The 14,128-nt window shown below is 66.1% G+C and carries 12 protein-coding genes and 4 tRNA genes; 6 read left to right on the top strand and 10 right to left on the bottom strand.

The annotated features are described in order from the left end of the window. Nucleotides 1-114 precede the first annotated feature (114 nt). From ACLBYA_RS14555 to ACLBYA_RS14545, 3 genes are all read right to left on the bottom strand, one after another. Nucleotides 115-188, bottom strand: a tRNA-Phe gene (locus ACLBYA_RS14555). A 39-nt stretch (nucleotides 189-227) separates the two neighbouring features. Then, nucleotides 228-304 (bottom strand) — tRNA-Asp (locus ACLBYA_RS14550). Between the two features lie 39 nt (nucleotides 305-343). After that, nucleotides 344-416: transfer RNA gene (locus ACLBYA_RS14545), tRNA-Glu, on the bottom strand. Between the two features lie 138 nt (nucleotides 417-554). Between ACLBYA_RS14545 and ACLBYA_RS14540 the strand changes: the two genes are divergently transcribed. After that, nucleotides 555-627 (top strand) — tRNA-Lys (locus tag ACLBYA_RS14540). Between the two features lie 473 nt (nucleotides 628-1,100). Here ACLBYA_RS14540 and ACLBYA_RS14535 read toward each other — a convergent pair. After that, on the bottom strand, nucleotides 1,101-2,111 hold the full coding sequence (locus tag ACLBYA_RS14535) for an oxygenase MpaB family protein (protein WP_447710120.1): 1,011 nt from the start codon (nucleotides 2,109-2,111) through the stop codon (nucleotides 1,101-1,103). Nucleotides 2,112-2,181: 70 nt separating this feature from the next. Between ACLBYA_RS14535 and ACLBYA_RS14530 the strand changes: the two genes are divergently transcribed. The 5 genes from ACLBYA_RS14530 to phoU all read left to right on the top strand — a co-directional run bounded on the left by ACLBYA_RS14530 (nucleotide 2,182) and on the right by phoU (nucleotide 8,056). Continuing rightward, complete coding sequence (locus ACLBYA_RS14530; RefSeq protein WP_447710119.1) at nucleotides 2,182-2,766, top strand: TetR/AcrR family transcriptional regulator; 585 nt, start codon at nucleotides 2,182-2,184, stop codon at nucleotides 2,764-2,766. A gap of 123 nt (nucleotides 2,767-2,889) precedes the next feature. Next, entirely contained in the window at nucleotides 2,890-3,900 is a 1,011-nt protein-coding gene (locus ACLBYA_RS14525; protein WP_447710118.1) for an acyl-ACP desaturase, read from the top strand. Then, complete coding sequence (gene dusB, locus ACLBYA_RS14520) at nucleotides 3,897-5,069, top strand: tRNA dihydrouridine synthase DusB (protein ID WP_447710117.1); 1,173 nt, start codon at nucleotides 3,897-3,899, stop codon at nucleotides 5,067-5,069. Before ACLBYA_RS14525 ends, dusB begins: the two co-directional genes overlap by 4 nt. A 234-nt stretch (nucleotides 5,070-5,303) precedes the next feature. After that, a complete protein-coding gene (locus ACLBYA_RS14515; RefSeq protein ID WP_447710116.1) occupies nucleotides 5,304-7,304 on the top strand; it encodes an LCP family glycopolymer transferase in 2,001 nt (666 codons plus the stop codon). Between the two features lie 86 nt (nucleotides 7,305-7,390). Then, on the top strand, nucleotides 7,391-8,056 hold the full coding sequence (gene phoU, locus ACLBYA_RS14510; protein ID WP_447710115.1) for a phosphate signaling complex protein PhoU: 666 nt from the start codon (nucleotides 7,391-7,393) through the stop codon (nucleotides 8,054-8,056). A 190-nt stretch (nucleotides 8,057-8,246) separates the two neighbouring features. Here phoU and pstB read toward each other — a convergent pair whose 3' ends face one another. The 6 genes from pstB to ACLBYA_RS14480 all read right to left on the bottom strand — a co-directional run bounded on the left by pstB (nucleotide 8,247) and on the right by ACLBYA_RS14480 (nucleotide 13,992). Then, entirely contained in the window at nucleotides 8,247-9,023 is a 777-nt protein-coding gene (gene pstB / locus ACLBYA_RS14505; protein ID WP_447710114.1) for a phosphate ABC transporter ATP-binding protein PstB, read from the bottom strand. Between the two features lie 18 nt (nucleotides 9,024-9,041). After that, the gene (gene pstA / locus ACLBYA_RS14500; protein WP_447710113.1) at nucleotides 9,042-9,956 is read right to left on the bottom strand and encodes a phosphate ABC transporter permease PstA; all 915 of its coding nucleotides are present in this window, start codon (nucleotides 9,954-9,956) and stop codon (nucleotides 9,042-9,044) included. After that, nucleotides 9,953-11,026: a phosphate ABC transporter permease subunit PstC gene (gene pstC, locus ACLBYA_RS14495; protein WP_447710112.1), complete on the bottom strand. Its 1,074-nt coding sequence runs from the start codon at nucleotides 11,024-11,026 to the stop codon at nucleotides 9,953-9,955. The genes pstA and pstC overlap by 4 nt, the downstream gene beginning before the upstream one ends. Before the next feature lie 49 nt (nucleotides 11,027-11,075). Then, complete coding sequence (gene pstS / locus ACLBYA_RS14490; protein ID WP_447710111.1) at nucleotides 11,076-12,215, bottom strand: phosphate ABC transporter substrate-binding protein PstS; 1,140 nt, start codon at nucleotides 12,213-12,215, stop codon at nucleotides 11,076-11,078. An 89-nt stretch (nucleotides 12,216-12,304) separates the two neighbouring features. Beyond that, nucleotides 12,305-13,162, bottom strand: a complete 858-nt coding sequence (gene mshD, locus ACLBYA_RS14485; protein ID WP_447710110.1) for a mycothiol synthase — start codon at nucleotides 13,160-13,162, stop codon at nucleotides 12,305-12,307. Continuing rightward, the gene (locus tag ACLBYA_RS14480) at nucleotides 13,159-13,992 is read right to left on the bottom strand and encodes a winged helix-turn-helix transcriptional regulator (RefSeq protein WP_447710109.1); all 834 of its coding nucleotides are present in this window, start codon (nucleotides 13,990-13,992) and stop codon (nucleotides 13,159-13,161) included. The genes mshD and ACLBYA_RS14480 overlap by 4 nt, the downstream gene beginning before the upstream one ends. Nucleotides 13,993-14,128: the final 136 nt, after the last annotated feature.

Here is a 14,128-nt window from a genome sequence, read left to right as displayed (position 1 = left end):
TTTATGGCGGTCCAGAGGCGGTTGCGCTTGTCATCCCCGAATGATTGCGACACGTGTTCATATCGTGACGTTTGAGGAGTTTGTTACGGCGCCGACAATTGCGGCCCGTGTGAGTGGCCAGGGCCGGGATCGAACCGGCGACCTTCCGCTTTTCAGGCGGACGCTCGTACCAACTGAGCTACCTGGCCGGAAGGCCCCGGTCTTGCGACCGGGATACCTCGCCGAGATGGCGACCCTGACGGGACTCGAACCCGCGACCTCCGCCGTGACAGGGCGGCGCGCTAACCAACTGCGCCACAGGGCCTTGCTTTTACTGCTCACAGAGGAGTCACCCTCTGCGTCGTACCCCCAACGGGATTCGAACCCGTGCTACCGCCGTGAAAGGGCGGCGTCCTAGGCCGCTAAACGATGGGGGCCTAATCCGAATCTCTTCGGGGCTGCTCTCTCCGCCGTCGCGTTGGGAGCTTCGATAGCTTAGGTTACCGATCCCCGAAATCCCAAACCGGATACCCCCACCCGCCTGAACTGGGCGCCAAGTATCCTCAGACACCGACGCCCCTATAGCTCAGTCGGTAGAGCTACGGACTTTTAATCCGCAGGTCCCAGGTTCGAGCCCTGGTGGGGGCACAAAGCATCCAAGACTTCAGCCTGGTCGGCTCCCAGGCCGACCAGGCTCACACCACGTAGACGAATCGGCCCGGATCCCTACCTGAGTACAGCCGGCTCGGCGTGCGGGGACAGCTGACTGAAAGCAGGTAGACCGGCGACGCGGCCTTCACCCTGCCGAGACCCCACTGCAGGGCACCGCACACATCGCCCTGGACGAGGCCACGGGCCGCATCATCGAGGGCGCCACAGAGACGCTGAGCGCGAGTACCGGGACGCCCGTCACCGTCACCGACGAAACCCGCAGCACCGTCGAGGTCGCGGGGGCGCAGGCCCGCCGGGTCAGCCGCGCACTGACCGACGGCGCCACCACGATGGCCCTGGCCGCGCTGACCTTCTACCGCGACGACACGCTGATCCAGGCCACAGTGCTGGGCAACGCCGCGCAGGCCGACACCGACCGCTTTCTGCAGTCGGTGCGGCCCAACGAATAACTAGCCCGCTTCGGGGCAGTAGAAGTTCGGATTGCCCCGGTACTCCACCGGCGGCAGATTGCGCGCCGGGGTCTGCACCAGCGGTGAGTCGACGGGCAGCCGGCCCGAGGCCCGGTCCAGTGCGGAGCGCTTACGCGGATGCTGCAACACCCTCTTGGGCAGCACCTTGGTCGCGAAAGTGATGACGCCGCACAGCCGGTCGTGCAGCCATTGCTGGCGCGGTGTCCAGGTGTAGCCCATCAGGTCGCGCACCGACTGGTCGTACAGCGCGACGGTCATGAACGTCAGGAACCGCTGCATAACCTTCAGGTTCAGATTCCACAGCGGGGTCGGAACCCATTGCAGCGAGGGATGTTTGGGCATGGTCGACAGGTCCATCACGGTGACCGCCGCCCAGTTGCGCTCCAGGACATTGCTACACATGTGGTCCCAGTAGATCTCGAAGTCCTCCCAGGACTTCGGTACCGGCCGCATGCTCATGCCGTACATCCGATACCACTGCACGTGCTCGTCGAACAGCTGTCGTTTGTCCGCCAGCGAGATGCCGCCGCCGAACTTCTCGGCCGCCAGCAGCGTGGATTTGAAGAACGTCGCGTGCGCCCAGTAGAAGACGTCGGGGTTCAGCGCGCTGTACCGGCGGCCCTGCTTGTCCACACCCTTGATACCGATGTGATAGTCGCGGACCTCGGCGCCGGTCTTGGGTGCGCGGTTACCGTCGAAGACGACACCGCCGATCGGGTAGATGGAACGCAGCAGCCGCGGGATGCGCTCGATGAAGAAGATCGAATGCTCCTCGACCGCCGCGCCGAGCTGCGGGTGCATGTTCTGCATCGAGCCCGCCCAGGTGCCCTGGAACAGGCCGGTCCACTGGCCGAAGTACCGCCAGGTCAGCGAGTCGGGTCCGAGCGGGATGGCGGTGCCGTCATAGCCGGTGCCGACGGGGCAGCCGGCGGCCATCTCAGGGGTGGAGTCGCTGGTCACCGGGCACGTCTCGGACGTATCTTGAGTCACTGGCGACCTTCCCATTCGAGTCAGGGAGAATTCTGACTACACCCGTTGTCATACGCAGCTTAGGAGTGATGTGCCGTCCGGTCAACGACACGGTCGATGGTCCGGCGTTCCCCTTCGGGACCGCCAGGCGTTGCGCCGCACCGAACTCGTCGCCGCCGGCATCGGCTTGCTCGGCGCCGCCGCCGGACCGGCGCTGACGGTGCGCGCGGTCTGCCGCGCCGCGAGCCTGACCGAGCGTTACTTCTACGAGAGCTTCACCGACCGTGACGAATTCGTGCGAGCCGTCTACGACGAGGTGTGCGGCGCAGCGATGGCCACACTGCTGTCCGCACAGACCCCGCGCGATGCCGTCGAACAGTTCGTGGCGCTGATGGTCGACGACCCGACCCGCGGCCGGGTACTGCTGCTGGCGCCCGAGAGCGAACCGGTCCTGGTCAAATCCGGGGCCGAGTGGATGCCGAACTTCATCGCTCTGCTGCAGCGCAAGCTGACCCAGATCACCGACCCGGCGATCCAGGCCATGACGGCCACCGGCCTCGTCGGCGCCTTGACCGCATTGTTCACCGCCTACCTGGACGGACGACTGTCCGCGACGCGTGAGCAGTTCGTCGACTACTGCAGCGCCATGTTGCTGTCACGCGCCGCCGCGCACTGATCACGATCGATATCCCAATAGACGGGTAACCGTTATACGACTCACGGTGACGGAACTTGAATGTCACCGCGAGACACAGATATATTGACTGCAACCAACAGGTACAGATAAATCGGAGGCTTCATGTCCCAGGATCTGACCGATCTGCAGCTACTGCACGAGCTCGAGCCCGTGGTCGAGAAGCAGATCAACCGGCACCTGACCATGCGCAAGGACTGGAACCCGCACGACTACATCCCGTGGTCGGACGGCAAGAACTTCTACGCGCTCGGTGGCCAGGAGTGGGATCCGGAGCAGTCGAAGCTGTCCGAGGTCGCCCGCATCGCGATGATCACCAACCTGCTGACCGAGGACAACCTGCCCTCGTACCACCGCGAGATCGCCATGAACTTCAGCATGGACGGACCGTGGGGTTTCTGGGTGAACCGATGGACGGCCGAGGAGAACCGGCACGGCATCGCGCTGCGTGACTACCTGCTGGTCACCCGCGCCATCGATCCCATCGAACTCGAAGAACTGCGCATCGAGCAGGTCACCCGCGGCTTCTCCCCCGGCCAGAACCTGCAGGGCGGCGACGAACTGTTCGCCCAGAGCCTGTTCGATTCCGTCATCTACGTGACGTTCCAGGAGCTGGCCACCCGCGTCTCGCACCGCAACACCGGCCGGGCCTGCAACGACACCGTCGCCGATCAGCTGCTGGGCCGCATCTCGGCCGACGAGAACCTGCACATGATCTTCTACCGCGACGTCTCGGCGGCGGGCATGGAGATCGCCCCCAACCAGGCGATGAAGTCCCTGCACAAGATCCTCACGAACTTCAAGATGCCCGGCTACACCATCCCGGACTTCCGCCGTAAGGCCGTCGTCATCGCCACCGGCGGTGTGTACGACCCGCGCATCCACCTCGACGACATCGTGATGCCGGTGCTCAAGAAGTGGCGAATCTTCGAGCGCGAGGACTTCACCGGCGAGGGTGCACACCTGCGCGACGAGCTCGCCAAGCACGTCGAGGAACTCGAGGACACCTGCCACAAGTTCGAGATCGCCAAGGAACGCCGACTGGAGCGCGAGCGCAAGGTCGCCGAGAAGAAGGCGATGAAGAACCTGCTCGTGACCTCTTCCGCCGCAGGATGACGCTGCTCGACAATCCGACGACGGCCCGGTCTGCCCTGCAGATCGGGCCGATCGTGTTGCGGTCGCCGGTGGTGCTGGCCCCGATGGCCGGTGTCACCAACGTCGCGTTCCGCACGCTGTGCCGCGAACTCGAGGTGGCCCGCGCCGGCACCATCAGCGGCCTGTACGTCTGCGAGATGGTGACCGCCCGCGCACTCGTCGAACGCCACCCGGTCACCATGCACATGACGACCTTCGCGCCCGACGAGACGCCGCGCTCGCTGCAGCTCTACACCGTGGACCCGGAGACCACCTACCGCGCGGCCAAGATGATCGCCGACGAGGGCCTGGCCGATCACATCGACATGAACTTCGGCTGCCCGGTCCCCAAGGTGACCAAGCGTGGCGGCGGCGCGGCCATCCCGTTCAAGCGGCGGCTGTTCGGTCAGATCGTGGCCGCGGCCGTACGCGGGGTGGCCGGCACCTCGATCCCGGTGACCGCGAAATTCCGGGTCGGCATCGACGACGCGCACACCACCCACCTCGACGCGGGCCGGATCGCCGAGTCCGAGGGCGCCGCGGCCGTCGCGTTGCACGCCCGTACCGCCGCGCAGCGCTACTCCGGCGCCGCCGACTGGAACCGCATCGCCGAACTCAAGGCGCATGTCACGACGATCCCGGTGCTCGGCAATGGCGATATCTTCGACGCCGGCGACGCGCTGACCATGATGTCGCAGACCGGATGTGACGGAGTCGTCATCGGCCGCGGCTGTCTGGGCCGGCCGTGGCTGTTCGCCGAACTGTCGGCGGCGTTCAACGGGCACCCGATTCCCACCCCACCCACCCTGGGTGAGGTCACCCATATCGTGCGGCGCCACGGCGAGCTGCTGGCCGCGCACTTCGGCGAGGACAAGGGCATGCGCGATATCCGCAAGCATGTCGCCTGGTATCTGCACGGCTTCCCGGCCGGTGCCGACCTGCGCCGGGAATTGGCCCTGGTCAAGACACTTTCGGAGCTGGACGCACTACTTGCGCAGCTCGATCAGGACGAGCCGTTCCCCGAGGTCGCCGGCGGCCCCCGTGGGCGCCAGGGCTCCCCGGCATCGGTATCGCTGCCCGAAGGCTGGCTCGACGATCCCGATGACGACACGGTGCCCGAGGCCGCCGACGTCATGCACTCCGGCGGCTGATACCTACACTGCCTCGCACCTGCCGAGACATTCCCGAGATCGCCCCGTCACATCACTGCGCTGGCCGACTTTCAGGTTGTCTCAGTACGATGAGGGGCCACGTAGACCGGGCTCCGAAGTGGCGGACCTGGGCCCGGGGCTGCTACAAGGGTTGAGCGCAACTTTCGGGCAGCCCAGACGACATCCGTGCGCAACGGCGCGCACGCTCCCCTCGAGTCGAAGGCCGGTTAGGACATGAGTGACGGCGACAACGCCACTCCTGGTCGACCCGACCCTGCCTCCGGCGACAACGACTGGCTTACCCGATCGGAACGCCCGGCACCAGGCGCCGCGCCGTGGGAACGCCGCGGTACGCCGCCGGCGACCGGAAACCACACCGACGGCGTCACCGTCGCCGATCTGATCGCCAAGCTCGCCGCTGACAAGCCGGAGATCACCGGCGGTTCGCGACATCGCGCCGAGCCTGAGGCGCCGACCAGCGACGCACCGCCGGAGTCCGCCGCCGAGATCACCGATCCCGTCGCGCCGGTCGAGGCCGTCATCTTCGAGGCGGAGCCGCGCCGGGACGCGGGCGAGCCGCCTACCGAGGTCATGTACGTGCCCTCGGCCTACGCGCCGGAACTGCCCGACCTGACCGCCGTTCGCCGCCCGCTACACACCGCCCGTCCCCACGCGCGTGCCCACCGCAACGCCCGTACTGCCGGCCGGGTGGCCGCCGCGCTGGCCGCCGTCTGCGCACTGTTGTTGACCGGCGGCGCCTGGCAGTGGCAGTCGATGAAGAACCGCAGCCTCAACACGGTGGCGGCGCTGGATCCCAACTCGCGCGACATCGTCGACCCGAACAAGCAGTTCGGTGACGAGAACTTCCTGATCGTCGGCACCGACACCCGCATCGGCGCGAACGCCGAGATCGGCGCGGGCACCACCGACGACGCCGCCGGCGCCCGCTCGGACACGATCATGCTGGTCAACATCCCGGCCGACCGTAAACGTGTTGTCGCCGTGTCCTTCCCGCGAGATCTCGCCATCACGCCGATGAAATGCGAGCCGTGGGACCCCGAGACCGGGGTCTACGGACCGATCACCGACGAGAACTCCCCGATGTACGGCCTGGACGAGGCATACACCGAGACCAAGCTGAACTCCGCCTACGCCGTCGGCGGGCCGAAGTGCCTGGTAAAGGTGATCCAGAAGCTCTCCGGGCTGTCGGTCAACAGGTTCATGGCCATCGACTTCTCCGGCTTCTCCAAGATGGTCGACGCGCTCGGCGGTGTCGAGGTGTGCAGCACCACCCCGCTGGAGGATTACGAGCTGGGCACCGTGCTGGCCAATCCGGGCCGCCAGATGGTCGACGGCCACACCGCGCTGAACTACGTGCGGGCACGTCAGGTCACCACGGAATTCAACGGCGACTACGGCCGCATCAAGCGCCAGCAGCTGTTCCTGTCCTCGCTGCTGCGTTCGATGATCTCCAAAGAGGTGTTCTTCAGCCTTTCCAAGCTCAACAATGTCGTCAACATGTTCATCGAGGACAGCTACGTCGACAACATCAAGACCAAGGACCTCGTCGACCTCGGCCAGTCGGTACAGGGTGTCAACGCCGGCCGCATCACCTTCGTCACGGTGCCCACCACCGGCTACGCCGACGACTGGGGCAACGAGCAGCCGCGGGTCGACGATATGGCCGCCCTGTTCGCCGCAATCATCAATGACGATCCGCTGCCCGAGGAACGCAACGCCGACAACACCCCGGTTCCGGCGGCGCCCGAATCCCACGGTGGTACAAGCACACCCACCGATACCGACGGCGGCGAGACGCTGGATGCAGTCGCCACCGACCCGGGTGCGGTGACGGTGCGGGTATCCAACTCGACCGGTGAGTCCGGGCTGGCCGCCAGCGCCGCCGGTCTGCTGCAGCAGCACGGCTTCAACGTCGACACCCCCGACGACTACCCCGGCCCGCTGGACTCCACCACGGTGTTCTTCTCGCCGGGCAACGAGCAGGCCGCAGCAACCGTCGCCTCCTCGTTCCACAACGCCACCGTCGAGCAGACCACCGGCATGGGCGATGTGGTGCGGGTGGTGCTGGGCTCCGATTACAGCTCTGTCACACCGCCGTCGCCCAGTGGTTCACCGCTGTCGGTGCAACTGGTGCGGGGTACCTCCAGCGCCACCACCACCGAGCTTCCGGAAGACCTCACCGTCACCAACGCGGCCGACACCACCTGCGAATAAAGCAGTCCCGATAGCGCGAAGGGCATTCACCTTTCGTTCACCTGTGGCATCGTGACGTTCAAGCTCAGCAACCGTAAGGTATTCCTATGCGTACTGCGTACCACGAACAACTGGCATCGTTGACCGTTCAGCTCAGCGAAATGTGCGGCCTGGCCGGTGTCGCCATGGAACGGGCCACCCAGTCCCTGCTGCAGGCCGATCTTGCGCTCGCAGAGCAGGTCATCTCCGAGCAGGACCAGCTCAGCGAGATCCGGGTGCGCGCCGAGGAAGCCGCCTTCATGCTGCTCGCCCTGCAGGGCCCGGTGGCCGGCGATCTACGCTCGATCGTCAGCGGCATCCAGATCATCGCCGATATCGACCGGATGGGCGCCCTGGCACTGCACGTCGCCAAAATCGCCCGGCGCCGCCACCCGCAGCATGCGCTGCCCGAGGAGGTGAACGGCTACTTCGCCGAAATGGGCCGGGTGGCAGTCGAATTGAGTAACAGCGCCCGCGAGGTGCTCGACACCCTGGACCCCGAGAAGGCCGCCCAGATCCGCGACGAGGACGACGCGATGGACGACCTGCACCGGCACCTGTTCTCGGTGCTGATGGACAAGGACTGGAAGCACGGCGTCACCGCTGCAGTCGATGTCACGCTGCTGAGCCGGTTCTACGAGCGCTTCGCCGACCATGCCGTGGAGATCTCCCGCCGGGTCATCTTCACCGCCACCGGTGAGCTGCCCGAAGACAATCTGGCCGAACCCCAGTAAGCCGCTACGCAATACGAAGGCCGGTCCCGAAAGGGACCGGCCTTCGTCGTATGGCACCGGCACGAGCGACCCGAAACCGCACACTCGGCATTGCGTGTCGCGTACCTATACGGTCGCTGGTGGGCATACAACGCCAAAAGCGCTGCGCGGCACCGGCCGTGGCCGATGCCGCGCAGCGAAAGAGGTGGATCTAGCCGAACCGGCCCGAGATGTAGTCCTCGGTGGCCTTCTGGTTCGGGTTGGAGAAGATCTTCTCGGTGTCGTCGATCTCGATGAGCTGGCCGGGCTTGCCGGTGGCCTCGAGGTTGAAGAACGCCGTCTGATCGGAGACCCGAGCGGCCTGCTGCATGTTGTGCGTCACGATCACGATGGTGAAGTCCTGCTTCAGTTCCGAGATCAGATCCTCGATCGCCAGGGTGGAGATCGGGTCCAGGGCCGAGCAGGGCTCGTCCATCAGCAGCACGTCGGGCTGCACCGCGATGGCGCGGGCGATGCACAGACGCTGCTGCTGACCACCGGACAGGCCACCACCGGGCTTGTCGAGGCGGTCCTTGACCTCGTTCCACAGGTTGGCGCCCTTGAGCGAACGCTCGGTCACCTCGTCGAGGGTCTTCTTGCTGCGCACACCCTGTAGCTTCAGGCCGGCCACCACATTGTCGCGGATCGACATGGTGGGGAACGGGTTCGGGCGCTGGAACACCATGCCGATGGTCTTGCGCACACCCACCGGGTCGACACCGGAGCCGTAGATGTCGTCACCGTCGAGCAGCACCGAGCCCTTGACGTAGGCACCGGGGATGACCTCGTGCATACGGTTCAGGGTGCGCAGCACCGTCGACTTGCCACAGCCCGACGGGCCGATGAACGCGGTGACGCTGCGCGGCTCCACCGACAGCGAGACGTTCTGCACGGCGTGGAAGGCGCCGTAGTAGATGTTGACGTCTTTGAGATCAAGTCGCTTGGCCATGGTTGTCTCCTAAACCTGCTAGACCTTTTTCGGGGCAAAGAATTTGGCGATGAACCGCGCGCCGACGTTGAGCAGTGCGATCAGCACGACCAGGGTGAGCGCGGCGCCCCAGAGCCGGTCGGTGGGGACCGGGTTGGCACCGGCACCGGCCGATGTCTGGTCGAACATCATGCCGGGCAGCGAGCCCATGAAGCCGCTGAACACGTCGAAGTTGATGGCTTGGGCGTAGCCCACCAGGATCAGCAGCGGTGCCGTCTCACCCATCACGCGGGCCAGCGACAGCAGGATGCCGGTGACGATGCCCGACAGCGCGGTGGGCACCACGATCGCCGAGATGGTCTTCCACTTCGGCACGCCCAGTGCGTAACTCGCCTCGCGCAGGTCCATCGGGACGATGCGCAGCATCTCCTCGGTGGAGCGCACGATCACCGGGATCATCAGCAGCACCAGCGCCAGCGACACGGCGAAGCCGGACCGCTGGAAGCCGAAGGTGGCCACCCACAGCGCGTAGATGAACAGGGCCGCCACGATCGAGGGCACACCGGTGAGGATGTCGACCATGAAGGTGGTGACCTTGCCCAGTCGGGTGCCGCCGCCGTACTCCACCAGATAGATGGCGACGAAGATGCCGATCGGGATGGAGATGATGGCGCAGATCAGCGCCTGCACCAGCGATCCCACGATTGCGTGGTAGGCACCACCACCGGCTTGGAAGGCCGTCATACCGGCCTGCGAGTTCATCCACCAGGTGCTCGAGGTGACCACCCCGATGCCCTTGGACACCACGGTCCACAGCACCCAGATCAGCGGGACGATCGCGATGACCACCGAGGCGGTGACCAGCACGGTGGCCAGGTTGTCGGTGAACTTCCGTCGGCCGCTGACCCCCTGGAAGGTGGGCGCCTTGACCGGCTTCTCCAACGATGCGGTCACGATGCGGACCTGTCCTTTCCGGAAACCGCGGCGCGGGCCAGCGAGTTCACCACGAACGTGAGGATGAACAGCACCAGGCCGGCGGCGATGTACGCACCCGCCTTGTACTGGTCGTTGAATTCCGAAGCCGCCGAGGCGATCTTGCTTGCGAAGGTAAAGCCGGCGTCGAACAGCGACCAGCCGAACGCGGTCTGGGTGCCGCGCAGGATGATCAGCAGCGCGATGGTCTCACCGAGGGCGCGGCCCAGGCCCAGCATGGCGCCGGAGATGTAGCCGGACATACCGAACGGCAGCACCGTGGTCCGCACGACCTCCCAGCGGGTGGCACCGAGCGCCAGCGCCGCCTCGATCTGCCCGCGCGGGGTCTGGACGAAGACCTCGCGGGTGACGGCGGTGATGATCGGCAGGATCATCACCGCGAGCACGATGCCCGCGGTGAAGATGGTGCCGCCGCCGGCCACCGAGGCGTTACCGGTGGAGAACAGGAACAGCCAGCTCATGTTCTCGTTGAGCCACGTCGCGAACGGGCGCAGCACCGGCGCCAGCACGTACAGGCCCCACACGCCGTAGATGATCGACGGCACGGCGGCCAGCAGATCGACCATATAGGCCAGTGGGCCCTTGACCCGCTTGTGCGCGTAGTTGGTCAGGTAGATCGCGATGCCCAGGGCGATCGGCATCGCGAGCACCAGGGCAAAGACCGACACGAACACCGTCACCTGGAGCAGGTCCAGGATGCCGAAGTGCATCGCCGAGGTGTCGGTGGTGATCCAGTTGCCGCCGAAGAGGAAGAAGTTCTCCTCGTTGCGCTGCAGCGCCGGGATCGCACGCCACAGCAGGAAGATGCCGATCGCCGCGATGATGGCGATGACCAGGATGCCGGATCCCTTGGCGAGCCCACCGAAGATGCGGTCACCGGGCCGCACCTTGGCGTTCTTCGACGGATTCGTCGAGATCGGGGTGGGCTCGGGGAAGGGTGCGGCCAACGCCTCACCCGACCCCGAGTCGGCTGGATTCGGAATAGTCACTGAGTTCCCGTCTGAACCCTTGTCGATACCTTTGTACGTCATTCGGTCAGGCACCCATCCTCGCCTCGAATTCGACCTTGTGCCAGTGGGACTAGGCAGCCGGGCCGATGGCCTCGATGGAGGTCAGCAGACGCTCCTTGAACTGGTCGGGCAGCGGCACGTAGCCGGCGTCCGGCAGACCGGCCTGACCGTCGTTGGCGGCCACCGTCATGAACGAACGCACCGCGGCGGCGGTCTCGGCGTCGTAGCCGTCCGAGCACACGATGTTGTAGGTGGCCAGTACCAGCGGGTAGGCGCCGGGCTCCTGGGTGCCGTACAGCGAGTCGAGATCCAGCGCCAGGTCATTACCCTCGGCGGCGAACTTGACGGCGTCGATGGCCTTACCGGCGGACTCGTTGGTCAGCTCGACCGGGCCGCTGCCGTTGTCGATCAGGGCGTAGGGCACACCCGCCTGGTCGGCGAAGCCCTTCTCGACGTAGCCGATGGCACCCGGGGTGGCCTGCACGGCCTGCACGACACCGGCGGACTTCTGCGCACCCTCACCGGCGCCGCCCTGGAACTCCGAGCCGTCGCCCTTGGTCCAGGCGCCGGCCGAGGCGGCCTCCAGATACTTCTGGAAGTTGTCGGTGGTGCCCGAGGAATCCGAGCGGAAGATCGGGGTGATATCGGCGTCGGGCAGGGTCTTGCCCTCGTTCAGCGCGGCGATGGCGGGATCGTTCCACTTGGCGATCTGGCCCTGGAAGATCTTGGCGATGGTGTCCGCGTTGAGCACCAGGCCCTCGACACCCTCGACGTTGTAGGCCATCGCGACCGGGCCGAAGACCAGCGGCAGGTTCCATGCCGGGTTGCCACCGCAACGTTGCGCGGCCTGCTCTGCTTGGTCTTCTTTGATGGCCGAGTCAGAGCCGGCGAAGTCGACGTTGCCCGCGACGAACTGCTCGCGGCCCGCACCGGAACCGGTCGGGTTGTAGGAAAGGTTCTTGCCCGGGCAGGCCTGGCCCCACACCTGGTTGAACAGGGCGATGGCGTTCTGCTGCGAGGTGGCGCCCTCAGCGGTGACGGAGCTCTTGCCACCGCACTCGGCCGGCGTGGACGAACCGCCGGTGGCGGATCCACTGGTGCCGCTCGCACCGGTGTTGTTGTCGCTACCGCAAGCGGTCAGCGTGAGGGCGGCGATTGCGGTCGCCGACAGTGCCATGCCGATATTGAGCTTCACGAATCCCACTTTCATAAATTGACGGCTTCAGACTCCGTGGCAACGTATGCGGCCGCGATGGACGGCCCGGGGACGGAAAGTGAACGAGGGGTGAACAGGTACAGCTAGTTCACAGCAACAGATGCGTACGCCATATCGGCGCTGAATACGTCAAACCCGAGGCGACGATAGGTTTTCACCGCCGCGGTGTTGTTGCCCTCGACATACAGTGTGACATCGGCCTCAAGCCCCAGCCGACGGGCCAGATGGTGCAGCCCCAGCAAAGTCAGCTCGGCGCCGAGCCCGCGACCCTGAGCCGCCGGGTCGACACCGACCACGTACACCTCACCGAGGGCCGGGTTGTGAATCTTGGTCCAATGGAAGCCCAACAAGCTGGGACCTTCGAAGGCGAGAAACAGTCCCTCGGGGTCGAACCATGACTCGCCGCGACGCTCGGCGATATCGTCCTCGGTCCAGCCGCCCTGCTCGGGATGCCAGGAGAAGGCGGCGTTATTGACGCGCAGCAACTCAACATCATCCGAGGTCCCGGCATAGGTGCGGATGTCATGGCGGGCCGAGAAGTCGGGCAGATCGGCCAGGCTCCGACGCATCTGCAGCAGTTCGCGCACCGGGTGCAGGCCCAGGGTGGCCGCGGTGGCGCGGGCGGCAGGCAGGTCGCCGTGCGCCCAGATCCGGGTCTGCGCCGTGCCCGCGGCCAGTCCGGTGCGGATCAACTCTGCACCGATTCCGCGGCGGCGGGCATCCGGATGGACCACGGCCTCGGCCATCTCGGGGGCAAGGTTCAGATAGCCGACCACCGCGTCGTCATGGACGGCCAGCAGGTGGCGGGTGTCATCGCGGCCCAGCTCACGTAGCACCTGATCCCCTACCGGGGCCACCCCGTCGGCGACGGTGGCCGCCTCGACCAGCTCGATGATCCGGGACCGGTCGTCAGCCGACAGCCCACGGCGCCATTCGATCACTGGCCGCGCAGCGGGCCGAGTGACTCTGCGGCAGAACCGAATTCGGGCTCACCGAGGTCGCCGTCGAGATCACCCTCGAAATCCTCGTCCAGGTCGTCCTCGGGAGCCGGGGCCGGCCCACGACCACGGGCCGGGCGCACCGCCTTGTACCCGACATTGCGGACGGTCCCGATCAGCGCCTCGTACTCGGGGCCCAGCTTGGCGCGCAGCCGTCGCACGTGGACGTCGACGGTGCGGGTGCCACCGAAGAAGTCGTACCCCCACACCTCCTGGAGCAGCTGGGCACGGGTGAACACCCGGCCGGCGTGCTGGGCCAGGTACTTGAGCAGCTCGAATTCCTTGTAGGTGAGGTCCAGCGGGCGACCGCGCAGTCGCGCGGTGTAGGTGCCCTCGTCGATGACGAGCTCGCCGAGCGTCACCTTGCCGACACTCTCCTGGTCGGCGACGCCGCCGCGGCGACCGATCAGCAGGCGCAGCCGGGCGTCGATCTCGGCCGGGCCGGTGCCGGGCAGCAGGATCTCGTCCAGCCCCCACTCCACATTGACCGCGACCAGTCCGCCCTCGTTGACGACGGCGACGACGGGGATGGATGTGCCTGTCGTTCCGAGCAGTCGGCACAGACCGCGCGCGGCCGCCAGATCGGTGCGCGCGTCGACGATGGCGACGTCGGCGGTACCTGCCTCCAGCAGCGAGGACACCTCGGTGGGTGCGGTGCGAACGTTGTGCGCCAGCAGGGACAATGACGGCAGCACGGTGTCAGGATGTGGATCGACTGTCAGAAGTAACAGTTCCAAAAGTTCCTCCTGCGCCCTGGATCGTCCCCGGGACATCGGTGTCGGAGGTCATCTTCCAGATTCATGCCGGACACGTGGCCGTTACGACCGACGATTGGCCAACAATACCGTGCCACCTGGCGATTAGCAGACCTGAACCGGTGGGCGGCGGTTCCGGGCCTGATCGGTACGC

The sequence above is a fragment of the Mycobacterium sp. C31M genome, from assembly GCF_053345865.1.
This window is presented reverse-complemented; position numbering and strand designations above follow the sequence as displayed.